This window comes from Pasteurella multocida, assembly GCF_900187275.1.
GTDB classification, from domain to species: domain Bacteria; phylum Pseudomonadota; class Gammaproteobacteria; order Enterobacterales; family Pasteurellaceae; genus Pasteurella; species Pasteurella multocida.
The window spans coordinates 602,320-625,195 of sequence record NZ_LT906458.1 but is presented as its reverse complement, the minus strand read 5'-3'; the positions used below and the strand labels follow the sequence as shown (position 1 = coordinate 625,195).

Here is a 22,876-nt window from a genome sequence, read left to right as displayed (position 1 = left end):
ACAATCACCATGGCGATTTTACCTGAAAAACTGCTAGAGATTTCACAGCTTGCACAAGCAGCAGGACATGGCAAAAAAGGTGAAATCTATGCGCAAGCTTGTGAACAGTTGAATATCAGTTATGCAACATTAATGCGTGAATTAAAACAATTTAGTCAGCCAAAACGCAAACAACGTGCAGATAAAGGCAATGTGAACTTGAGTTTGGACGAGGCAAAAATTATTTCGGCTTACTGGTTAGCCTGCCGTCGTGGTGTGAATAACAAAGTCATGTCCAGTCTTGCCAGCGTGCTTGATGTATTACGTGCAAACAATGAAATCAAAGCAGAATACATTGACGAAAGCACAGGTGAAATACGCTTACTTTCAGAAAGTGCGGTCAGTCGGGCATTACGTACTTATAACCTACATCCTGAACAGCTATCTCGCCCTGCGCCAGTTAACAGTATGAAAAGCTTACATCCAAACCACTGTTGGCAAATCGACCCCTCTTTGTGTGTGTTGTATTACCTCAAAGAGCAAACAGACGGCGGAAATGGCTTAAACATTATGGAAGAAAAAGAGTTCTATAAGAACAAACCCGCTAACGTGAAGAAAGTCGAAAATCAACGTGTTTGGCGCTATGTCATCACCGACCATACCTCTGGTGTGATTTATGTCGAATATGTGTATGGCGGTGAAAGTGCAGAAAACCTTTGTAATTGCTTCATCAACGCGATGCAAAAACGTGGTAACAACAATCCATTTTGTGGCGTACCAAAAATGGTGATGTTAGACCCCGGCTCTGCGAATACATCAGCCATGTTTCGTCACTTATGCGACCAACTTGGCATTCATCTTCAAGTTAATGCACCAGGTAAGCCGCGCGCGAAAGGACAAGTTGAGAAGAGCAACGATATTGTAGAACGCCAATTTGAGAGTGGGTTGCGTTTTATGCGAGTTACTGGGTTGGACAACTTAAATCAACTGGCTGGCAAATGGATGACCTATTTTAACAGTACTGCAGTTCATTCACGCACGAGAAAAACACGTTACATGAGCTGGCTTTCTATTACTAAAGAGCAACTTGTACTGGCACCAAGCATTGAAATCTGTCGCGAATTAATGATCACAAAATTAGTAACGCGCAAAGTCACTGCAGAATTAACGGTTAATTTTGGTGGGGCGGTATTTGATGTACGTAACATTAAAGAAGCGATGGTTGGTAACACACTCACGATTGGTAAAAATCCATATAGACCAGAGTGTATTCAAGTACAACGCGTGGATGAAGAAGGACATCATTACTGGACAGTTGTTGAGCCTGTTATCTTTAATGAACATGGTTTTAAAGAACAAGCGGCAGTCATTGGCGAAGAGTATAAACCGCATCATAAAAGCGAGTTTGAATATAACAAGGAAGAAGCCGAACGTATTGCTTATGGTGCTAAAACAGATGATGAAGTTAAAGCAGCTCAAAAAGCCAAAACACCGCTCTTTGGTGGTCGTATTAACCCATACAAAAGCATTGAAGAACATAACTATGTTGATTTTATGCCAAAACAAGGTCAGCAACATGAGCTTACTGAAAATGCAAAACGTGTTGAGCTTATTCCACTCAGCACAATTGAGGTTGCAAAACGCTTAAAAGCGAAATTTGGAAGTGAATATAGCGCAGACACATTGCAATGGCTTAATCAACGCCACCCAAATGGCATGACTGAGCCTGAGTTAGAAGAATTACTTGCTCAACCACACTTACCAACCACGGCAAAACCATTACGTATAGTGAATGGTTAAGGATAGTCACTATGTTAAAACTCAAAGCAATTTTAGAGCAAAAAGGCGTAGCACAACGCAAACTTGCAAGAAAGCTCAATGTATCACCCGCCGTGATTACGAATTTAGTCAATCATGGTCAGTTAATTAAAACAGATACCGAGCTTTTTAAGCAAAAACTGACGGTTGAATTACAAAAACTCGGTATTTCAATCGCACTTGAAGAACTTTTAACGGAGGTTTCTGCCACTGCGCCAACAGTGGCAGAAGTGTCCACTATTAATAACGGCAACCAGCCAACAACAGAGGACGATACTATGTTACTCGCAAAACAGTCTCTATTTCCAGCGACAAAGAAACATTTTTCACTTTTTTCTAATCCATTTACCGACGAAGTGCGCTCATCTGCTGAAGTGTTTAGTTCACCAGACGTGCGTTACGTCCGTGAAGCACTCTTCCAAACGGCTAAATTTGGCGGCTTTGTCGCTGTGGTCGGTGAATCTGGTGCAGGTAAGTCAACACTACGCCGTGATTTAATCGACCGCATTAACAGTGAAAACCTGCCAGTTGTGGTGATTGAACCTTACATTATCGCCATGGAAGACAACGATTTAAAAGGCAAGACACTTAAAGCGGCACACATTGCTGAAAGCATTATCAATACTCTAGCACCACTTGAAAATGTTAAACGCTCACCTGAAGCACGTTTTCGCCAACTTCACCGCGTCTTAAAAGACAGTGCGCGCGCAGGCAATCAACATGTGCTAATTATTGAAGAAGCACACAGTTTACCTGTGCCAACACTGAAACATCTAAAACGTTTCTTTGAACTTGAAGATGGCTTTAAAAAGCTACTGTCTATCGTACTTGTCGGTCAACCGGAGCTTAAATTAAAGCTTTCAGAGCGTAACCTTGAAGTCCGCGAAGTCGTTCAACGTTGTGAAATTGTCACACTTGAGCCATTAGATAGTTGCTTGGAGCAATATGTTGATTTTCGAGCACAAGCTATCGGTAAGAAAGCATCAGATTTCTTTGATAAAGACGCACTCGATGCCGTTCGTCAACGTTTAATTATGACCAACAGCAGAAATAAGACACAAACCAGCCTGTTATATCCATTAGCGGTGGGTAATTTACTAACATCGGCAATGAATTTAGCGGCTGAACTGGGCTCGCCACTTGTCACAGCTGATATTGTGAAAGGGGTGTAATCATGACTAAACAACAATCACAAAAGAAAAAAGTGCAACTCAATATTGCAAATATGCATGTGTTATCTCAATTAACTGCCGCACATAAAGCGACTATGGCATGCGCAAGATTAGGGTTAACGGTTCTACATGTCAGACTTGATGGAAGTGTACCCACGCTTGAAGTACAGCACAACGCGCTTACGCAAAAGTGGTTAGACACTGACAAGGCGTTTGTTTATTCACATATGCACGATGCAACAGAACAACTTATTTCAACAGCACAACGCATGTTAGCGAGTTGTCGTATTATTTTTTCATTTCCACGTTCAGAAACAATTCATTAATGAGGGCTTATGGGTAAAGAAACAATAAAACAAATTAATAGAAACAACAAAGATCTGTTTTATCGCTACTGTCTGATGTTTGTTCTACAAGCAAAAGATCCCGCAACAATTGCAAATGCTTTAATCAATGGCATTGATTATTTTGAAGTCATTAAAAACAGTAACAACAATGACACGTTTAAAGCAATTTTAAAGGAACATCAAAATGCCGGAAAAAACGCAGAAAAATAATTTCATCAGAATTGAAAAAACAGATGACCGATTCCTGGACTTATTGGTTTTTATGCTGAGAAAAATTGAACTGACACCAGAAAATATGGCGGTAATGATTGCAAGTGAAATTACATATATCGAATTAAGACAGGAAACAATGGAAATCCGTTTTTACTTTAAAAAAGACCCAAGCATCTTTCATGCGAAGCTTGAAAAGCTTGCAAAAGATTCAGATACGATTCATTAAAAATAACAAGGAGACAAATATGGCTAAGCAAATCATTAATGGTAAAACCTACTGGGCTGATGCAAAAGGTAATCTCACGCCGGAAGAACTCATTAAAGAAATTGATAGAGAACGTGATTCACTAGTCAATGAATGGGTGGAAAAAGCCATTGCACTGCACGGTGAGATGAAAGCATTTAAAGAGCATATTTTTGGTGATATTCAAGCATTTATTGACCTATCAGCTGAGAAATATGATGCCAAAATTGGCGGTAATAAGGGCAATATTACGCTATTTAGCTACGATGGTAAGTACAAAATTCAGCGCGCTATTAACGACAACTTGCAGTTCGATGAGCGTATTCAAGCGGCAAAAGTCCTCATTGATGAGTGTTTAAATGAATGGTCCGAAGGTTCTCGCCCAGAACTTAGAGCTTTAATTGAACGGGCGTTTAATGTGGATAAAGAAGGGAATCTCAATACTTCACGTATTCTTGGTTTGCGTCGTGTCGACATTAAAGACAAGCGTTGGTTAAACGCGATGCAGGCTATTAGTGAAAGCGTGCAGGTTGTCAGCTCTAAAGCGTATGTGCGCATTTATGAGCGCGTGGGTGATACTGATACATGGAAACCAATTTCACTTGATATTGCTGGGGTGTGAAATGAAAAAGTTTATTGTACGTGTTGAATGCTTACTTGAGGTCTTGGTGGTTGCGGAAAATATCGATGATGTATCTAAGTTAACTGACGATTTTAGTTTAGAAAAGCTCGATGAATTACCAAAACAGATTTCGGAAGTGCGAAATGTAACTGAAATTGGAGAGATGTAAATGACATTAACAGAAAAGCAAGATTGTGCGGCAGAAATTGCAGATATTATCAATGCATTTCAAGCATCGCTTGACTTTATGAATAATGGCGATGAAAGAAGCAGTGCCATTATGTTTAACAGTGCACTGCGTGAAGCTAAAAATATTAAGCGCAAAATTGCTTTTCTTCGCAACATTGCACCAGAAATCAGCGAAGAGAAGCAACTCAGAGAAAGAGGTGAATTATGAAAGTAACATTTAATCCCCCACGCCCATCCATTAATGATGATGGATTCGCAGAAGAAACAGTGCATGCATTCATTAAACAGCATTATCCAGATTCTTATCATGAGGATGCTTTAGTTGCAGAAGAATATAGGGATGGTATTTATAAGTCGCTAATTGCAGAATTTCACTGTTATCAAGACCCACAAGTATTGATGACGTTATTAATTCAAGATTATGGCTGGGAGTTCACTTACGAAGATTTGTGTAAGATTGAAAAATTCGAGTTGTTTGTAAATCGGCAAATTTACGAAAAAGAGAACCAATGGATACAACATAATGATATTAAACCTCCTTTTCCTATTGGGGCTAAAGTACGCTTACCGAGTTTTTATGAAGAAAAAATTGGAACAATTGTTGCAATTAACAAATACAGAGCTGCGCGCTATAACGTTATGACAAAAAGTCAAATTGATTGGAACAATGAACAAATAGCTACAGGCTCACCTGCAAGACAATGTGGTCATATAATTAAATTTGAAGACCTCGAATTAATTGAAGATTAAGGAGTAAATATGAGACCAGAATTCCGTTATTTCAAATGTTCTCTTGATAAAGAGCCTATTAAATCACTTGATAAACAATGGCGAGATGATCGCGAAAAAAGAGATAAAGAATTAGAAACTATTTTTCAGACAATTCCTTTTTATGAATGTTGGTATGGTGACGAAAATAGCATCTTTGGTATTGCATGTACTATAAACAATCCAGAATTTGAAAAAATCAAAGATGACAATTCTTACAAAATTGAAAAAATAAATAATGAAAGAGTAAAAATTACTGGCGATGGACGCACTAAAGTAGGAAAAGCGCTCAATGCAAAAATCCAAGACATTAGAGAGTTATTAAAAAAATACCCAAGTTTCAATAATTTTATGTTACGTAAATTAAAACTACGTTGTTGGGTACTTGGTAATCGCATGGGGTATATTACAGTGTGTGGTGTCGCAGACAATCATTTCCTTGTATCAATACCAGTTAAAACAAAAGCATTTGGTGGTGATAACTTCCCAAATATTCCAGATTTTCTCACTGAAATTAAGCAGAGTGAATTTTTGGCATTACAAGGAGAATAGATTATGGGCACGGAAAAAGAACCAAAAGTGTTACTTACACTTGAAATTGAAATTGATGAAGTAACCGCTGATAACTTAGCGTTCTCAAAAGATACGGAGATCTTGGGTGGAAAAGTAAAACGTATTAACTGGGAAGGTAGTCTTTTTGAAGAATTGGAGTGGCATCAAAGCTTATTAGACCATGAGGCTATGACTTTTTTATTAGCAAGAGAGAATACAGACGAAAGAATAAGAAACGCAATCTCAAAAGCATTACAGGAATTAGTTTCAGAAATAGAAGAAGAGGAAAAATTAAAACTAGATGATGATGACATGTTACCTTACTAAATAAGGCATATTTACAGCCCATTTACCCCCAAAAAAAGTGGGCTGAATAATGTGTTTTATGGTGATAAAAATGGAAAATCAAATTAGACGAAAACAGTTAATTAAATTAATACATATAGCACAATCAAAGCTTGGTATGGATAAAGAAACATACCGAGCTTTCCTCGTTAATACAGTAAAAAAATCTAGTTGCTCTAACATGACCGTTTCTGAGCTTGAAAAAGTACTAGATGGTATGAAATCTCGCGGTTTTAGTGTCAAAACAAACACTACAAAACACAGAATAGGTACAAGCCAACAATACACTTTAAGCAATATCACAAAGAAAATACGTGCTAAATGGCTTGAGATGTATTCACAAGGTATAATTAGAAATAGTAGTGAAGACGCATTAAACGCTTATGTTGCAAAGATTGCTAAAAATAAAGATGGTCAGCCAATCCGATTCGTCAGCTGGCTTGATAACGAGCAAGCAACAAAAGTTTTAGAAAGATTAAAGAAGTGGCAGCAACGTGAACTAGGAGGTATGTAATGAGCACACAAATGGAAGTAACGCGACACGAGCTTTTACGCGATATTGAAGATAATGTGAGCGCGCTATGTAAAAATTACAATCTCGATCAGGACATTTGTGAACAGATTTCAATACACGTCGCTGATTTTTTGGCTGAACACTACGGCGGTATGGTAATTTCCTTTCCTAAGGATTTTCATTATAAAATCGCACAACGTGACTTAGATATTTATAACGACTTCAACGGGAATAACTGGGTTTTCTTAGTTAAGAAATACAATATGACTGAATCAGGTATTCGTAAAGTGATTAATCGAGTTCGTAAACAAGTAATAAAGCATAATCAAATGGACATGTTCACATAAAAAAAGAGGCTGATTATAGCCTCTCAATCTTTTTCACATACTGAAACTCTTTTACAATTTCTCTATCCCACTAAGTAACATTCATTCCCCATAAGTCCCATTTATATCGCTGAGACTATATTATTTATATCACTATGGATCAACGCGCTACGAAAACGTAGCGCGCTATTTGAATAAATTTGGGATAGTTTAGAGGTAAATAATATTAATGTTGTTCGTTAAACTCCTTTTTACGATTAAAACTTATAGTTCACACCAACGTTATAAGATAACGCGGCACCTTTCACGCTTTTGGCGATTCCCGCTTTTGCGGCAATTCTTTCATTAAAACGATAACCTGTACCAATAGCAATGGCAGTTTGAGATTGGTAACCACCAAAGGCTGCTGTGAGATTAAATTTACCGACGGAATAAGGTTGGAATAAACCATTTAAAGCGGATTGAGTAGCAAGACCACGTTTTAAATCTCGTTTTAAATGATTTAAACGCGTGTTAAAACTTGAGCGCATTTCTTCTCTTCGATCTCAGCCTTTTCTTTTAAACTCATAGATTGATAACTATTAGAATAGGCGCTAGTAACTAAACAAAATGACACAACAATCCCTGTTGCGATTTTAGATAAATTCATTAAGTACTCCTTAAACTTCTTACTTATACAACTGATTATTTATCTTTAAACATATTTAATAATACAAAATCCTATTGCAAGATTAAATGCAAAACGAATTCTACTAAAAACACCCCACAAATTACAAGCCTTTTATTTATTTTATATTTTAAAAGAATAAATATAAATCAAAATAGAACAAAAAATAGAACAAAATTAAGACAATCCTTACCTTGCAAATAATTTAAAAATAAAAAATATTAATTTAAGATGGTGTTTATAAATATAAAACAGAATATAACGCTACGCTATTGAATAAGCGTTGGATTAAATTGATCGAAGGGTGAAAATATCATCATCACACAACTCACTTTGAGGAGTTAAATTATTTTCACCAACTAACAGAGAAGAAAAGAATATATACCTCTTTTTAGGTATGAATATAAATATATAACTCTTTTGAGGTATTAAAATAAAGGTATACTTATTTTAGCTGTATCAATAAATATAATGTATCGCATGCCTTTGATGCTAGAAGCGTATAACACGAAGTAAAAAACAGCATTGTAAAACAGCATTCATTTCGCAATAAGAATGAGGTGTATGAGGAAAGAAGGGAAATGGGTGAATACATTACGAATAAACCTGCGAATCCTTAAACAACAGGCATAAAAAAGGACGCGAGAGCGCGCCCTAATCTTAATATACCTGACTTTAAATTAAAGTGCAGATTTTGCTTTTTCTACTAATGCAGTGAAAGCAACTTTATCGAATACCGCGATATCGGCAAGGATTTTACGGTCGATTTCAACAGATGCTTTTTTCAAGCCGTTGATGAATTTGCTGTATGATAAACCATTTTGACGCGCTGCAGCGTTGATACGTGCAATCCATAATTGACGGAATTGACGTTTACGTTGACGACGGTCACGGTAAGCATATTGACCAGCTTTAATTACTGCTTGGAACGCAACACGATAAACACGTGAACGAGCACCGTAATAACCTTTAGCAGCCTTAAGAACTTTCTTATGGCGTGCTCTTGCAATAACACCACGTTTTACACGAGCCATTATTTAATCTCCTATTGTCTTAATTTGAAATAAAATTTAACTAATCGTACGACTGTACTTAAAACGCAGCTTATGCGTATGGTAAGCACGCTACTACTAAAACTTGGTCTGCTTTCGCAACCATGGATTTATGACGTAAATGACGTTTACGCTTAGTTGTCTTTTTAGTCAAAATATGACGTAAGTGAGATTGTTTACGTTTGAAACCGCCAGAAGCTGTTTTTTTGAAACGCTTCGCAGCACCACGTACTGTTTTAATTTTAGGCATTGTTTAATAACTCCGCATTGTTTTGTTAAACACCGATATTCAGGCGAATTTCCGAAGAGATTACTTGTAAAGCACTGAATATTTCTTACTTTGAGTAACCGTATTTCAGGCTATTCTCTCTAAAATAATCAGGCTGCGTAGTTTGCCTGATCCATTTTGAGTTTTTCATAACGAAAAACAGACGAATTCTATAGAATTCGTCTGCCTTTAGCAAATCATTTTTTCAAATTGAGCAAGATTTTGCTGTTTATCTGTCAATCATAGCTTGTCAAACCATTTGCGCTCAAACAACGCACTTCAAAGTGACAACAGCGAATCTCATTATGCTTTAAATATAAAGAGAAGTGGTAAAAAGCAAAAATGCAATCAATGTTATTTTGATTGCATTTTTAGAAAACTATTTCTTTTTCGGGGCAAGTACCATAACAGCCTGTCTGCCTTCAAGTCTGCCAGGGGCGGACTCAACGACGGAGATCTCAGCTAAATCGTTTTTCACGCGCTCTAACACTTCTAACCCGATATCTTGGTGTGCCATCTCACGTCCACGGAAACGCACAGTAATTTTTGCTTTGTCGCCCTCTTCCAAGAAACGAATCAGGCTGCGTAATTTCACTTGATAGTCGCCTTCATCTGTACCCGGACGGAATTTAATTTCCTTCACTTGAACAACTTTTTGTTTTTTCTTCTGCTCTTTTGCCGCTTTTCCTTTTTCATATAGGAATTTACCGTAATTCATAATGCGACACACTGGTGGCTCTGCGTTTGGACTAATCTCAACAAGATCTAATTCTGCTTGCTCAGCCATTTCTAAGGCTTGTTGAATTGATACAATACCTGCTTGTTCGCCATCTTGGTCAATCAAACGAACTTCTTTTACTCGAATCTCATCATTAATGCGATTCGGACGGTTAGCTACGGGTGCTTTTTTTACGGTTTTAATAGTCGTATTCCTCTATTAGTTTATCTTGCGTTCATCTGCTTAGCAGAAGAAAAGTCTATGTTGTTCTAAAAGAACAAAAACGAACGAAATTCTACTGTATTTTAAGTATTTATGCAACAACCCTAGTTTGATTTTTTCCTTGCTAAGGTCACACGGATTGATTCACCAAAATGCAAAAGCTGATAGATTCGAGCTGTTTCAAGACAAAGCATATTTTGATAATCTTGCTCTTGCATTGCACTCATGACGCTATGCCATGGATTCCATAAAACCGTTTCTGTCGCATTTTGATGTGTGACTTCAATTTGGCGATTAAATTGATGATCGAGAATATAATTTGTTGGTGCTTCTAGCGTATAAATACAATCAGTATGTTGTGTAATACGACGAGAAGATGGCACCTGTTCTTGTTGTTGTGTCACTGCGTTGAAACAAACCGTTGGTAAATGCATTATCTCAACTTGCTCAATATTGCCCACATGAAAATAAGTATGGAATGCCGCTTGTGCTGCTTGTTTACCATAATGCGTAAAAATAAGTTCGCACTTTTCACTAAACAACATCACAACTTTGGCTTCAACAATATGTTGTTGGTCTAACAACACTAACTCAATACAAGCGTGTTCAATATCAATATCAAAATGGCCCAGTTTCCATAACGCTAAACGAGCAGTCCCATGTATTGGCTTTTTCGTTGCACCAAACCAAGGGTAACAAATAGGTATCCCACCGCGAATCGCTTGCCCGAGCAAAAAAGGTTCTATTGGGCTTAACCATAATATGTCTTGTTGTTCACTTTTAGGTTTCCAGCTTAATAATTGTGCACCTTGTAATGCAACTTTAGCCTCTCCCAAATGAGGATGATTTAATTCTAAAACGGGAATTTGGTTATAGTAAGATAAAGTTAATTCAGGGCTAATTTGCTTAATCTTTTTATATTGGATCATGATTGACTCCTTCATTTTTTATTATGTTTTAGCAAAACGAATCTGATTGCTCATCTGTTGCATGTCTTCTGCTGTCTGACGGAAAAAATATTGATAAGAAGCACACAAATAATTGTGCTTAAAATGCTCCCCTTCTACTGAGGAAATTCGGTGCTTAGGACACCCCCCATGACAAAAGGATTTGAATTCACATTGGCGACAAATTTGGGTCAATTGACCTTGTTTCGCAAAACCAAAATGAGATTGTTTAGGCGATTGAACAAGTTCTGCAAGGGAGGCGTGATTAAGGTTACCTATTTTATATTCGGGATAAACAAAATGATCACAAGAATACACATCGCCATTCGCTTCTACAACCAGCGATTTACCACAAGTTGGCTGATGAATACAACTACTAGAAGGATAACCTAACCATTGCCCTAGCAGATTATCAAACTCCAAAACGAAAATACGTCCAACATCTTGTTTTTTCCATTCATTAAACACATCTACCAAAAAATGTCCGTAACCTTCCGAGGGAACAGAGAATGTCTGTAGATGGTCAGCATGCTGTTCCACAATAGGAATAAACTGCATGAAGGTAGAGCCTAACGCTTTTAAAGCCAGATAAGTTTCTTTTCCTTTATGCCAATTTTGATCATTAACGACCGTCAAGGTATTAAAATCGACTTGATATTCTTTTAATAAGGCTAAGGCTTTTACTACACGATCAAAGGTCGGTTGTCCGTTACTCGTAATACGGTAACGATTATGTACGGCACTGAGTCCATCAACAGATAAACCAATTAAAAACTGATGTTGTTTGAAAAAGGCTGCCCATTGGCGATTAAGGGCAATACCGTTAGTTTGAAAGGCATTAGTAATGGTTTTACCATTCGCAAATTCTTGTTGAAAACTGACCGCTCTTTTGAAGAAATCTAAACCTAATAAGGTCGGTTCTCCCCCTTGCCAAGCAAATTCCACGCGTTGCCCTGCATGTGATTCAATGTAATTCTTCACATAATTACGTAACGTTTGTTCTGACATGAAGGGGGCTTTTGAACCAAAACTGTGCTCTTTTTCTAGGTAAAAACAATATTCACATTGAATATTACAATGAAAACTACTTGGTTTTGCCATCAAATGGAAATTCGTTTTAGGTGAGAAAAATGCCATACTACACGCCTTTTATTTTCCCTTGTGATGAGGTAATAATTCAGTAAATAAGCCATTTTGCCTTAATTCTTTTGCAATACGAATGGCGGTTTCTGTTTCACAACCTGCGTATTCGGCGATTTCTCGATAAGTCCAGTTATAATACGGAAAATTACTTGTTAAAAAACACATACTATCAATGACACGATCTAAAGTACGTAAATAGGCACTTTTCGCTAATCGTTGCTCAGCATCCCGTAATTCATTGGCAAGCGTTTGGAGTAAGACTTTGCTTAGTTGTAAATTATGTAAGAAAAATAGATCGATGTTTTCTGGCTTGATTCGAATAACTTCTGCTTCAATTAAGATCTTTGCGCTACAGTGATAACGACTGTCACCTAATCCAAACAAAGTACGAAAACCAAAATAGTCTCCCTGACGATATAAGCGAACTAAGCTCTCTTTACCATTATCTAAAGTATGATATAAACCGACTAGCCCTTCTTTGACAAAATAAAACTCTTGTGCAACCTCGCCTTGTTGATAAACCGTCATCCCTTTAGCTAATTGATGTAAATAAGTCAGTTGGCAATGCTGCAAATTGGTTGGTCCAATTGACGTGTCCATATATTCCTTCTTATGTGATATTTATTTTTCATGGTTAAATCTTTCAAGATAATGAGGTTAACGCTTAAAAAACACTAAAAAACGTTAACCTCATTACCTTACGTGAATCAGAGGAGAAAAGAAAGGCGAACCTATGTCGCCTTTCAGCGATTAGATTTCATCAATAATTCGGTAAACCCAATTTTCCAATGGATCACCCAAGCGTTTCATCTCCACACGCATTTCTTCAAGCATTTCTTTTTTTACGTCCTTATAACGTTCATCGTAGAATAAATTGTGCATTTCTTCCGGATCGCGACGAACATCGTAAAGTTCACACACATCGGTGGCATTAAAAACCAATTTATAATCTTTACGACGCCACATCCGTTGTTCAAAATACACAAAATGCCCTGCAAGTTGCGCTAAAATCCCTTTTCGGTCATTTTGTTGTTTTTCACGCGTGATCGGTAGTAACGTTTCCCCTTGGAATTCGGTTGGAATTTTTTGCTCTGCAATGTCATAAACAGTAGAGGTTAAATCATGTAAATAAACTAAGTTATCATCTTGTTCATTGACGCGACTCGATTTTGGATCTTTGATAATTAAAGGAATGTTGTAGGTCGTATCAAACATGAACTCCCCTTTTTCAATCATTCGATGTGCGCCCATTGCATCACCATGGTCAGCCGTAGCAACTAAGAAGGTGCTTTCATATAAATTGTGTTGTTCAAGAAAAGCAAATAACTCGCCAATCGCATCATCAATTAAAGTAATATAGCCCCAGAATTTTGTGATCACTTCTTTCCAATGATCTTCACTTGCTTCCCACATTCCCCACATTTTAGAAATGGTGCGGAAATGACCCGGTTTACCTTCTAGTGGTTTAAAGAAACTTTCATCCAATACAACATCATCTTTGCTATACATCGAATAATATGGTTCAGGCACAATACAAGGGGTATGAGGTCCCCAAAAGTTAATCCAAGTAAAGAAAGGCTTGTTTTCCTCTAGTGATTCTTGGATATATCTTTTCGCCTCATCAATGATGAAATAAGGAATGGTTTGTTCTTTCGTCCCTGATAAAAAACCACAAAGTTCTTGTACCCGTAAATGCGGATTATCGCCAAAATACGCTTTGCTTACTTCAGGAAATTCAAAGCCTTTTTCCTCTAACCATTCTTTATAACGGTTAGAATGTGTAGGCGGTTGATTGAAAACCAAATTTTTATATACGCCACTTCCAGGATAACCATAACCATCAAAATTATGTCCCTTGATATCATAATCTTCAGGCACAGATTTGGTTCCGACATGCCATTTACCCACAACATAAGTATTATAGCCTGCTAATTTAGCAATATTGGGCGCTTGTTGACTAATTTCTCCAGTTCCGCCTTTTTCTCCATTTTTGATAATGCCATGTGAAGATGGCATTAATCCCGTAAATAAAGAAGTACGTGCAGGTCCACAAACCGAAGCTGGCGTAAAAGCATTATTAAACCGAATACCATCTTGTGCAAGTCTATCAATATTCGGTGTTTTAACTACTTGGTGCCCGTAAGCACCAAGCATATCTTTCCTTACTTGATCTAAGAGAATATAGACAATATTCATTATTTAAACCTCTTTTTTACTGCGAAATACAAATAGGAAAATCACTTGTAAGATCGCATAAATACCTAAAATTAAGAGTGGTTGACCTTCTGTTGAAGCTAAACCGAGTGGCGAAAGTAAGACGTGTAAGGAAATCAAACCTAACACTAATGATGCCACGGTGACACGAGCATGTTCCCAGTTGGTTAAATCAACACCTTCTTTATTTTCTTTACTTTCTTCGTATGGTTCGCGTTTTAAGAATTGACCTAATACTAGCATCACAACGACATCAAAGACGAACAATGCTGCCATTACGTACACGAAATTGACTTTCACTTGGAACACCCAAACGATAGAGAAATATAAAATAACATGTAACAATAAAGCAATACGAGCTGCTAAACCTGAAACTGTTTTATTAAATAAACCGACTGCAAATAACGCCACAATTGGAATGTTTACAAAACCTGCAAAGCGTTTGGTTAATAAGAAAATCCCGTCTGTACCGAACATTAATAAAGGACCAATAATCATTGTCAATACTGCCATAATCGCAGAGACTTTTTTCGCATGCAAAATTAGTTCTTTTTCTGTGCGTTGTTTTTTACTGATTGACGGTAATAAGTCCTTACAATAAATCGTTGCAGCAGAGTTTAAGAAAGAGTTAAATGTACTCAAAATTGCGCCAAATAATGCTGCAATGAAGAAACCTTGTAAGAAAGTTGGTAATACACGATTGACTAAGGCTGGATAAGAGGTATCAATAGGATTTAGCCCTTCGCCAAGAATATGGAAACTTAATAAGCCCGGTAAATTAAGAATTAATGGTAATGTTAAGAGGAATAATGCAGCAAGGAGAATCCCTTTTTGACCTGATTTTAAATCTCGCGCCCCTAACGCACGTTGTACAATCGCTTGATTCGTGGTCCAATAGAAGAAATTCACAATCAAAATACCTGTAAAAATCGCTGGCCAAGGTACTGCATCTTCTGCACCACCAATCGCATTGAATTTTTCCACATGTGTTGTTGTGATCGTTTTAAAACCTGCGGCGATACTACCATCACCTAAATGAATTAAGGCGAAGATTGGGACTAATAATGCACCCACGACTAAAAGCACCGCATTTACTGTATCTGATACCGCAACTGCTTTTAAACCACCAAAAATAGCATAAATTGCGCCGACCACACCAATTGCGATTACTGTATAAACAATTGATTGACCATAGCTAATTCCAAAAACGGTCTCTAAATTAAAAATTTTATTAAAAGCAATCGCTCCCGTATAAAGTGCGGTTGGAATAACAATAAAGAGATAAAATACCAAAAAGAGCGCAGACATAATTAAGCGCGTTTGACGGTCAAAACGATTCTCAAAAAATTCTGGAATAGTGGTATAACCGTTTTTGATATATTTAGGCAATAAATAAAGTGCTAAGAAACATAATGGAATAACAGATTGCACTGTCCAAGCAATAATTGAGAAATTACCTTTATAAGAAACAGCGTTAACACCAATTAATTGCTCCGTTGATAATGATGTTAATACCATTGAACAACCAATAACGAGACCACTTAATCCCCGTCCAGCTAAGAAATAACCTTTAGACGTGCTTAAATCATCATTTTTGGTTTTTTTCCATGAAATAAATGCCACAATTCCCGTTACGAGGAGAAACGTGACGATGGTGATAAACATAATATCCTCCTTGCTTATATTAAAATAAATGAAAATATCTAAAAAAAGATACGTAATTAGAATAATACAGGCGTTATTGAAGGCTTATGATATTTATCATATGGTCATGGTGAGTTAGATCACAAATTTTAAATGCGAAAGAAAAAATGTTTTTCAATATGAGCATGATCATAAATTGTCAGTTCAGATTCAAGGCATAATGAAACAAAAAAGATGGAGGCTTTTTATTTATGGGCTTGCAATTAATTTTAATTCTGATTGTGTGTGGTGTGCTAACGAATTTCATGTCCGCTATTTTTGGCATTGGTGGTGGTGTATTGATGGTGCCAATTTTATATACCCTCTTTCCCGATTTCCCCTTACAAATGGTGGCAGCAACATCGCTTACTATCGTGATTGGTTCTTCTCTCATTAACCTTATTTATTTTTATAAACAGAAAATTCAGATTAATTTTAAAGCCATGTTGCTTTGGTCTGTTGGGATGATTATTGGTGTTCAGTTAGGTTTTGAAGCCAGTTTTTATTTACCCGATACGCTGATTGTGATTGTCTTTATTAGTGTATTAACGATCTTAGCAATACGAACAATTTTTCATTCTAAAATCGTCAAAACTGATCAAGCAGAACGGCATGAAAATTTAAAAGGCGCGGGATTGTGTTTATTTGGCGGCGGTGTGGCGGGAATGACCGGCATTGGCGGGGGGTCGATTATGGCACCGTTAATCGGTCAACTTAATAGTGTCAAACCTCATCAAATCGCCCCTTATACTAACTACATGATGGTGATCGGTGGTTTAGGTAGCTTGTACGGCTATTTATCCAAAACCCCGCCATTCCATTTGGACTACGGTTGGCAAATTGGCTATGTGAATTTTTCTGTTGTCACAATTGTCGTATTAAGCTCATTTGTTACTAGCTTTATTTCAATGAAAATCCGCGGACTTTTGCACCCCGATGTTGCCAGAAAAATGCTCGGACTGATTTTATTAGCGATTGCGGCTTATATGTTGATTGCGCATTTACTTAAATAACCCCAAAGCTTTTCAAAGTGCGCGTGTTTTAACAAAAATTTTCACTTCTCTACCCAGGACGCCTCAGGCGTCCTCGCTTTTTTATGATTTTGGTTTATTGATATACGCCCCACGTAAGTATGCCATGAATTTAAGATGAATGGTTTCGACTTGATAAGGAAATCTGTTGATACGATAAACAGCTCAATAAAACATGTTCAAAATTTCCTCTCTTTAAACATTTATTTCTCTACTCAGCTATTCTCTCCGCATAAAAAATGCGGTCAAATATGACCGCACTTTGCTGTTTTCTTAAAGAAAGCGAAAAACTATTCTTCACCTAACAATTTCAGTTCGCGAGAACGTACTTGTTTTTTCAGAATATCTAAAAATTCTTCAATGGTGAATGTACCGAGGTCGGCACCTTTACGGGTACGCACCGCCACTTTGCCGGCTTCGATTTCTTTATCGCCACAAACTAACATGTATGGTACGCGACGTAAGGTGTGTTCACGAATTTTGAAACCGATTTTTTCATTACGTAAATCTGATTTCACACGTAAACCCGCATCAGATAACGTTTTCACCACTTTTTGCACATAGTCAGATTGTGAATCCGTGATGTTCATCACGATCGCTTGTGTTGGCGCTAACCATGCGGGGAAGAAACCGGCGTATTCTTCGGTGATAATTCCGATGAAACGCTCGATAGAACCTAAAATTGCACGGTGAATCATCACAGGAGTACGGCGATCATTATCTTCTGCCACATAAGACGCATTGAGGCGACCCGGTAAGGCGAAGTCTAACTGAATTGTCCCGCACTGCCATTCACGATCTAAACAGTCACGTAAAGCAAATTCGATTTTCGGACCATAGAATGCCCCTTCACCTTCTTGAATTTCATATTCAAGACCATTGTGCGACAGTGCAGCAGCAAGACCGGCTTCGGCTCTGTCCCACATTTCATCGGCCCCAATACGTTTTTCTGGACGGGTTGACAGTTTCACTTGAATGTTTTCAAAACCGAATGTGCTGTAAATGTCGTAAACCATTTTGATACACGCCGTTACTTCACTTTCAATTTGATCTTCCGTACAGAAAATATGCGCATCATCTTGGGTGAAACCACGTACACGCATTAAACCGTGCAATGAACCTGACGGTTCGTTACGGTGGCATGAACCAAATTCCGCCATACGAATTGGTAGATCGCGGTAGGATTTTAAACCTTGATTAAAGATTTGCACGTGTCCCGGGCAGTTCATCGGTTTAATCGCATATTCACGGTTTTCTGATTGAGTGGTGAACATCAAATCACCGTAGTTTTGCCAGTGCCCTGTTTTTTCCCATAATACGCGATCCATCATAAATGGACCTTTTACTTCTTGGTAATCGTATTCTTTTAATTTAGTACGCACGAAGGTTTCAAGTTCACGGAAAATTGTCCAACCGTCATTGTGCCAGAACACCATACCCGGCGCTTCTTCTTGCATATGATATAAATCTAACGCTTTACCAATTTTACGGTGGTCACGTTTTGCCGCTTCTTCTAAACGGGTTAAGTATTCGCTTAATTGTTTTTTATCTGCCCACGCGGTACCGTAGATACGTTGTAACATTTTATTTTTGCTGTCACCACGCCAGTATGCACCAGCAACTTTCATTAATTTAAAGTGATGGCAAAAACGCATATTAGGTACGTGTGGACCACGACACATATCAACGTATTCTTCGTGATGATAAAGCGCTGGCGTATCACAACGATCGATGTTTTCATCTAAAATTGCCATTTTGTATGGCTCGCCGCGGGCTTCAAAGGTATCACGGGCTTCTTGCCAGCTGACCACTTTTTTCACCACATCATAGTTGGTTTTTGCCAGTTCAAGCATACGTTTTTCGAGTGCATCTAAATCCTCTTGGGTTAAAGAACGATCAAGATCCACGTCATAATAAAAACCCTTGTCGATAGTTGGACCAATCGCCATTTTTACATTTGGGAATAGCTGTTTAATGGCATGACCTAATAAGTGCGCACAAGAGTGACGAATAATTTCTAAACCATCTTCCTCTTTTGCGGTAATAATCTCTAGTTTGCTGTCTTCAGTAATCAGATCGCAAGCATCTTTCCGCTCGCCATTAACACGACCTGCAATACAAGCCTTCGCTAGACCCGCACCAATACTGGCAGCAACATCCATCACAGAAATAGGTTGTTCAAACTGACGCTGTGAACCGTCAGGCAAAGTAATAATTGGCATAAGTTTTCCTTTACAGTGGTAACCCATACGAGAGGTTACTTGTTTTTGCTAAAATTTTTCAAAAATAAACCGCACTTTAGACTCATTCCTACTCTGAATAAGGCAAAAGTGCGGTCGAAAATTGTATCATATTTGATTTTGTTTGGCGATTTGGATTTTTGCTCAAAAGCCTCAATCCACAAAAGGTTATTAGATCACAGCGCTTAAATGACAAACAAAAAATAGCCATTTTTATAGCAATCTGTTATAAATTAAAACAGCAAATTCTTTGGGTTATCCTAGCAATTTCGCTTAGTATACAGGGAAATGATGTATTTACTTAAAAGGAGACTGTATGAAGTTGACAACCAAACTCTCATTCATTGCCGCAGGATTGATGATTTTTAACAGTGCACAAGCCAGTAATAAAACCTTTATTAACTGCGTCAGCCGTGCACCAAGTAGCTTTAGCCCTGCCCTCGTCATGGAAGGTATTTCGTATAATGCCAGTTCTCAACAAGTGTACAATCGCTTGATTGAATTTAAACGAGGATCGACCGATATCGAACCTGCGTTGGCAGAAAGTTGGCAAATTAGCGATGACGGATTGACGTACACTTTTCATTTACGTAAAGGCGTGAAATTCCACAAAACTAAAGACTATCAGCCGAGCCGTGAATTTAACGCCGATGACGTGATTTTCTCTTTCCAACGTCAGTTGGACAAAACCCATCCTTACCACGAGGTATCGAAAGGCACTTATCCGTATTTCAATGCGATGAAGTTTCCAAAATTGTTGCAAGCAGTAGAAAAAGTGGATGATTACACAGTGAAAATCACCTTAACCAAGCCCGATGCGACTTTCTTAGCGAGCTTAGGTATGGACTTCATCTCGATTTATTCTGCGGAATATGCCGATAAAATGATGAAAGCAGGCACGCCAGAAAAAGTGGATACCACACCAATTGGTACGGGTCCCTTTATTTTTGCAGGTTATCAGTTAGAACAAAAAATCCGTTTCCTCGCGAACCCTGATTATTGGCAACCGAAAGCCGAAATTGATCGTTTGATTTTTGATATTGTGCCTGATGCGGGGACACGTTATGCCAAATTACAATCTGGTGCGTGTGATATGATCGACTTCCCGAATATCGCCGATTTAGCCAAAATGAAAGCTGATCCGAAAATTCAGTTGATGTCAAAAGAAGGCTTAAATATTGCCTATATTGCGTTTAATACCGAAAAAGCGCCGTTTGATAATGTGAAAGTGCGCCAAGCTTTAAACTATGCTACCGATAAAAAAGCCATCATTGATGTGGTGTACCAAGGCGCAGGCGTGATGGCGAAAAATGTCCTACCACCAACGATTTGGAGCTATAACGATGATGTACAGGACTACCCATTTGATATTGAAAAAGCCAAACAACTCTTAGCCGAAGCCGGTTATCCAAATGGATTTGAAACCGAAATTTGGGTGCAACCGGTGGTGCGTGCCTCAAACCCGAACCCACGTCGTATGGCTGAAGTGATTCAGAATGACTGGGCAAAAGCGGGCGTGAAAGCTAAATTGGTCAGTTATGAATGGGGGGATTACATTAAACGCACCAAAGCAGGTGAACTCACCGCGGGTACTTACGGTTGGTCAGGCGATAATGGCGATCCGGATAACTTCTTATCCCCGTTATTAGGCACTGAAAACATCGGTAACAGTAACTATGCCCGTTGGAGTAATGCAGAGTTTGACGCGTTATTAAGCAAAGCAATCAGCTTATCTAACCAAGCGGAACGCGCTGAGCTATACAAACAAGCGCAAGTGATCGCGAAAGAACAAGCCCCGTGGATCACTGTCGCCCACTCCATCACCAATACCGCATTAAGTCTGCGTGTCAAAGACTATAAACAAAGCCCATTTGGTTATAGCTACTTCTACGGCACTAAGTTAGCGGATTAACAAAACCTAGCAAAAAACAACCGCACTTTAGTGATAAAGTGCGGTGTTTTTTTAGAAAAAAAGATAAGGTTATTCAATAATGGAAATTTCCCAATCTGGGTTTTCTTGTTGGGTTTGTTCTAAATTAAGTTGCTGAGTAATTGGATATTCAAGTAAGGTATTATCTTTCTTTATGCAAACTCTAGAAGGGGAAAATATGTTCGTTCTATATAAAACAACCCCACCTTGTTTTTTAAAAAGATCTAGATATTCTTCGTTGCACGTATCTGAAAATAGAATACAACCATCTAATTTAAACTGTACTAAGTTTATTTCATTAATCTCTAAATCTATATCATTAAAATTAATATGTGAAAACTCTAATTTGTATAACTGTGAAGGTCTAAATCGAGAATTAAATAAATCAGCATTAAAGAAGTTTATATGTAATAAGTATGAAGAAATAAAAGTACTATTCTTAAGGATGACACCTTCAAAATGAATGTCATTTAACTCAGCTTCATTGAAATTAACTCCTAAGAGTTTAGAATAACTAAAGTCATTTTTTCTCAAAAATGCTTTTTCCAAAGATACATATTCTAAATCTGAAAATCTCACACTAGAGTTAACAAGTTTAGCCCCATTTAATTTTGATTTATTTAGTTTAGAAGAATCTAATTTAGTATTGATTAAACGACTATCTATTAAACAAGCCCCCTCAAAATTAGTAGCATTTAAGTTAGCTGAACTAAAATCTATCATTTGTAAATTTGCATTTTTCAAGTTACATCCAATTAAAATTATGCCTTGACAATTTCTAGTTTGGGTAAAAATGTTTAAAACGCCTTTATCTAAGCCAGGAAGATGAAAGTCCATCCCTGCGAGACATAAGTTTGGGAAAATTTCGGGGAATTGCACTAAATATTTTCCCCCATCAGCAAGTAATACTTGCGTGATCGCAATGCCGATAGGACTTTGTCCATTTTTTTTGATTTTATCAACGGTAGTCTCAAATTTTTCCGAATCTGCCCAAATATCTAAACTCTCTAAAATTTTGACCTCTTTCTGTTGCAACGCTAACCAAGCAGAAAGCAATAAATTCAATGCGGGCTTTTTAAAACTTTCACCATGCTCCCCACGATAAAAAGGCAATAAATTATAAATTGCCGCAATTTGTAAGCCTACCGCACCGTCTTTTTTGCTAAAAGTGGGAATAGATAAATTCTCAGCTTGTTGTGTATATTTTCTTGTTGTTTCTTGTTGAGGTTGGTTAGCTATTTTTTCTGTCACTTCATCTTCAATCAAATGTAAGCCACTCACCCATTCGGCAATTTTTTGAAATTCTTTTAGATTAATGTCTTTACGTTGGTTTTCGATTTGTCTAGTGGCATTTTGATCTCTAAACCGCCATATCAAATAAAGAATAGGTGAAGAAATGATAGCGGTTATTAATGTCCAAATTCCATTTACACCTTCAAGATCTTCAGGCAAGAACCAAATAAATAATATAATAAAAATAATTGCTAAGAGAAAAGAAAATAATCCAATAATAAGAACTTGTTCTTCATTTGGTTTGCTAAAAAGATTAGCTTTATGTTGTTTGAATTTTTCAATAAAAGCAGCTTTATATTCTTTGAATTTTTCAATAAAAGTAGCTTTAATTAAACATTTCCAATTTATCATTTTTAATTTCCTTATAAATTTATAAGCA

27 protein-coding genes are annotated in these 22,876 nt (G+C 37.5%); 15 read left to right on the top strand and 12 right to left on the bottom strand.

Annotation, left to right across the window (positions count from 1 at the left end; all coding sequences use genetic code 11):
• Positions 1 to 9: 9 nt before the first annotated feature.
• The 13 genes from CKV69_RS02920 (at position 10) to CKV69_RS02865 (ending at position 7,110) form a co-directional block, all read left to right on the top strand.
• Positions 10 to 1,779 carry a DDE-type integrase/transposase/recombinase gene (locus CKV69_RS02920; protein ID WP_014668265.1) on the top strand — a complete coding sequence of 590 codons (1,770 nt, stop codon included), beginning with the start codon at positions 10 to 12 and terminating at the stop codon, positions 1,777 to 1,779.
• Between the two features lie 11 nt (positions 1,780 to 1,790).
• Positions 1,791 to 2,969 carry an AAA family ATPase gene (locus tag CKV69_RS02915; RefSeq protein WP_014668266.1) on the top strand — a complete coding sequence of 393 codons (1,179 nt, stop codon included), beginning with the start codon at positions 1,791 to 1,793 and terminating at the stop codon, positions 2,967 to 2,969.
• A 2-nt stretch (positions 2,970 to 2,971) separates the two neighbouring features.
• The gene (locus tag CKV69_RS02910) at positions 2,972 to 3,295 is read left to right on the top strand and encodes a hypothetical protein (protein WP_014668267.1); all 324 of its coding nucleotides are present in this window, start codon (positions 2,972 to 2,974) and stop codon (positions 3,293 to 3,295) included.
• Positions 3,296 to 3,304: 9 nt separating this feature from the next.
• A complete protein-coding gene (locus CKV69_RS02905; protein WP_005755632.1) occupies positions 3,305 to 3,526 on the top strand; it encodes a hypothetical protein in 222 nt (73 codons plus the stop codon).
• A complete protein-coding gene (locus tag CKV69_RS02900; RefSeq protein WP_032851712.1) occupies positions 3,501 to 3,755 on the top strand; it encodes a hypothetical protein in 255 nt (84 codons plus the stop codon). The genes CKV69_RS02905 and CKV69_RS02900 overlap by 26 nt, the downstream gene beginning before the upstream one ends.
• Before the next feature lie 19 nt (positions 3,756 to 3,774).
• Positions 3,775 to 4,395: a DUF3164 family protein gene (locus CKV69_RS02895; RefSeq protein ID WP_005755634.1), complete on the top strand. Its 621-nt coding sequence runs from the start codon at positions 3,775 to 3,777 to the stop codon at positions 4,393 to 4,395.
• Position 4,396: 1 nt separating this feature from the next.
• Positions 4,397 to 4,564 (top strand): hypothetical protein, encoded by a 168-nt coding sequence (locus CKV69_RS10700; RefSeq protein ID WP_014668268.1) that lies wholly within the window; start codon positions 4,397 to 4,399, stop codon positions 4,562 to 4,564.
• Positions 4,565 to 4,792, top strand: a complete 228-nt coding sequence (locus tag CKV69_RS02890) for a hypothetical protein (protein WP_005755637.1) — start codon at positions 4,565 to 4,567, stop codon at positions 4,790 to 4,792.
• Positions 4,789 to 5,334, top strand: coding sequence for a hypothetical protein (locus CKV69_RS02885; RefSeq protein ID WP_014668269.1), 546 nt, complete (start codon positions 4,789 to 4,791; stop codon positions 5,332 to 5,334). Before CKV69_RS02890 ends, CKV69_RS02885 begins: the two co-directional genes overlap by 4 nt.
• Positions 5,335 to 5,343: 9 nt before the next feature.
• On the top strand, positions 5,344 to 5,904 hold the full coding sequence (locus CKV69_RS02880; protein WP_014668270.1) for a DUF5420 family protein: 561 nt from the start codon (positions 5,344 to 5,346) through the stop codon (positions 5,902 to 5,904).
• A 3-nt stretch (positions 5,905 to 5,907) separates the two neighbouring features.
• Positions 5,908 to 6,231 carry a hypothetical protein gene (locus CKV69_RS02875; RefSeq protein ID WP_014668271.1) on the top strand — a complete coding sequence of 108 codons (324 nt, stop codon included), beginning with the start codon at positions 5,908 to 5,910 and terminating at the stop codon, positions 6,229 to 6,231.
• A 70-nt stretch (positions 6,232 to 6,301) separates the two neighbouring features.
• Positions 6,302 to 6,763 carry a gp16 family protein gene (locus tag CKV69_RS02870; RefSeq protein ID WP_014668272.1) on the top strand — a complete coding sequence of 154 codons (462 nt, stop codon included), beginning with the start codon at positions 6,302 to 6,304 and terminating at the stop codon, positions 6,761 to 6,763.
• Positions 6,763 to 7,110, top strand: coding sequence for a Mor transcription activator family protein (locus CKV69_RS02865; RefSeq protein WP_014668273.1), 348 nt, complete (start codon positions 6,763 to 6,765; stop codon positions 7,108 to 7,110). Before CKV69_RS02870 ends, CKV69_RS02865 begins: the two co-directional genes overlap by 1 nt.
• Positions 7,111 to 7,346: 236 nt before the next feature.
• Here the strand turns inward: CKV69_RS02865 and CKV69_RS02860 are convergent, their stop codons facing one another.
• The 10 genes from CKV69_RS02860 to CKV69_RS02820 form a co-directional block, all read right to left on the bottom strand.
• Positions 7,347 to 7,619, bottom strand: a complete 273-nt coding sequence (locus tag CKV69_RS02860) for a YadA C-terminal domain-containing protein (protein WP_014326008.1) — start codon at positions 7,617 to 7,619, stop codon at positions 7,347 to 7,349.
• On the bottom strand, positions 7,592 to 7,738 hold the full coding sequence (locus tag CKV69_RS10655; protein ID WP_153574057.1) for a hypothetical protein: 147 nt from the start codon (positions 7,736 to 7,738) through the stop codon (positions 7,592 to 7,594). Before CKV69_RS10655 ends, CKV69_RS02860 begins: the two co-directional genes overlap by 28 nt.
• Before the next feature lie 698 nt (positions 7,739 to 8,436).
• A complete protein-coding gene (gene rplT, locus CKV69_RS02855; RefSeq protein WP_005722169.1) occupies positions 8,437 to 8,790 on the bottom strand; it encodes a 50S ribosomal protein L20 in 354 nt (117 codons plus the stop codon).
• A gap of 70 nt (positions 8,791 to 8,860) precedes the next feature.
• Positions 8,861 to 9,058, bottom strand: coding sequence for a 50S ribosomal protein L35 (gene rpmI, locus CKV69_RS02850; RefSeq protein WP_005596065.1), 198 nt, complete (start codon positions 9,056 to 9,058; stop codon positions 8,861 to 8,863).
• A gap of 397 nt (positions 9,059 to 9,455) precedes the next feature.
• On the bottom strand, positions 9,456 to 9,998 hold the full coding sequence (gene infC, locus CKV69_RS02845) for a translation initiation factor IF-3 (protein WP_071543641.1): 543 nt from the start codon (positions 9,996 to 9,998) through the stop codon (positions 9,456 to 9,458).
• Between the two features lie 122 nt (positions 9,999 to 10,120).
• Complete coding sequence (locus CKV69_RS02840; RefSeq protein WP_016504644.1) at positions 10,121 to 10,945, bottom strand: D-hexose-6-phosphate mutarotase; 825 nt, start codon at positions 10,943 to 10,945, stop codon at positions 10,121 to 10,123.
• A gap of 21 nt (positions 10,946 to 10,966) precedes the next feature.
• Positions 10,967 to 12,100, bottom strand: coding sequence for an anaerobic sulfatase maturase (locus CKV69_RS02835; protein ID WP_014326006.1), 1,134 nt, complete (start codon positions 12,098 to 12,100; stop codon positions 10,967 to 10,969).
• A 12-nt stretch (positions 12,101 to 12,112) separates the two neighbouring features.
• Positions 12,113 to 12,706, bottom strand: coding sequence for a Crp/Fnr family transcriptional regulator (locus CKV69_RS02830; protein ID WP_005730514.1), 594 nt, complete (start codon positions 12,704 to 12,706; stop codon positions 12,113 to 12,115).
• 150 nt (positions 12,707 to 12,856) lie between these two features.
• Entirely contained in the window at positions 12,857 to 14,302 is a 1,446-nt protein-coding gene (locus CKV69_RS02825; protein WP_005756507.1) for a sulfatase-like hydrolase/transferase, read from the bottom strand.
• Between the two features lie 3 nt (positions 14,303 to 14,305).
• Positions 14,306 to 15,985, bottom strand: a complete 1,680-nt coding sequence (locus CKV69_RS02820; RefSeq protein WP_014326005.1) for a solute:sodium symporter family transporter — start codon at positions 15,983 to 15,985, stop codon at positions 14,306 to 14,308.
• A gap of 230 nt (positions 15,986 to 16,215) precedes the next feature.
• Here CKV69_RS02820 and CKV69_RS02815 point away from each other — a divergent pair, with 230 nt between their 5' ends.
• Positions 16,216 to 17,016: a sulfite exporter TauE/SafE family protein gene (locus tag CKV69_RS02815; RefSeq protein WP_005751456.1), complete on the top strand. Its 801-nt coding sequence runs from the start codon at positions 16,216 to 16,218 to the stop codon at positions 17,014 to 17,016.
• A 308-nt stretch (positions 17,017 to 17,324) separates the two neighbouring features.
• On the opposite strand, the gene thrS is transcribed toward CKV69_RS02815, so the two are convergent.
• Positions 17,325 to 19,256: a threonine--tRNA ligase gene (thrS, locus tag CKV69_RS02810; RefSeq protein ID WP_010906743.1), complete on the bottom strand. Its 1,932-nt coding sequence runs from the start codon at positions 19,254 to 19,256 to the stop codon at positions 17,325 to 17,327.
• A gap of 334 nt (positions 19,257 to 19,590) precedes the next feature.
• Between thrS and CKV69_RS02805 the strand changes: the two genes are divergently transcribed.
• Positions 19,591 to 21,186 (top strand): ABC transporter substrate-binding protein, encoded by a 1,596-nt coding sequence (locus CKV69_RS02805; RefSeq protein WP_005722138.1) that lies wholly within the window; start codon positions 19,591 to 19,593, stop codon positions 21,184 to 21,186.
• A 69-nt stretch (positions 21,187 to 21,255) separates the two neighbouring features.
• On the opposite strand, the gene CKV69_RS02800 is transcribed toward CKV69_RS02805, so the two are convergent.
• The gene (locus CKV69_RS02800; RefSeq protein WP_014326004.1) at positions 21,256 to 22,848 is read right to left on the bottom strand and encodes a pentapeptide repeat-containing protein; all 1,593 of its coding nucleotides are present in this window, start codon (positions 22,846 to 22,848) and stop codon (positions 21,256 to 21,258) included.
• Positions 22,849 to 22,876: the final 28 nt, after the last annotated feature.